Below are 601 nucleotides of genomic sequence, written 5' to 3'. Positions count from 1 at the left end.
GAGCCTAACTTACTTCTTAACGCTCCTTTCAATTGGACAGAAATGAATGAGTGGGGAAATATTGTTAATGAGCTTCCTTCCTTGGATAAATGGGGAACATGGACGGCTGATACAAATAAAGGAACATTTGAGCCGACCCGTTCAGTACGCTGCGATGGTTACAATTCTACAAAAATATCTTGTTCTAACTATGAGCAAGAGTTCTCTTGGACGGGATTAAACCAGGTAATAGGCAATATTGACCCGCTTAGTGAGTACACGTACAGAGGTAAAATATTTGTAACAAACAAGGAATCAATTGACAACGGATTGTACGCAGAGGTAAAGGCGTGGAACGGTGACCAATTGGTGGGAGCTGTAGGGTCTAACATAAATGAAGTACTAGAAAATGGGATATGGAAAGAATATTCCGTAACAATCCCTCCAATTAAACAGGCTGTAACGCACATGCAAATTACTGTAGGTGTGCGACGTAACGGCACTATTTATGTAAGTAATCTCATGTTTCAAAAGGGCTCAATAAAATCTGTATTTATTCCGAACCCTAAAGACATGGGAGATTACCAAGCGATGGTCAGAGAAATCGGAAAGAAAGTAGCTA

The 601-nt window shown here is 40.3% G+C and carries 1 pseudogene; it reads left to right on the top strand.

Annotation, left to right across the window (positions count from 1 at the left end):
- Positions 1 to 42: 42 nt before the first annotated feature.
- Positions 43 to 601: pseudogene (locus tag KVT27_RS23520) on the top strand (phage tail spike protein); the annotation flags it as partial.

This window comes from Lysinibacillus sp. GbtcB16 (genome assembly GCF_019091145.1).
In the GTDB taxonomy this organism is placed as follows: Bacteria; Bacillota; Bacilli; order Bacillales_A; family Planococcaceae; genus Lysinibacillus; species Lysinibacillus fusiformis.
Note: the sequence above shows the minus strand (reverse complement) of the source record. Positions and strands in the feature narration are given on the sequence as shown.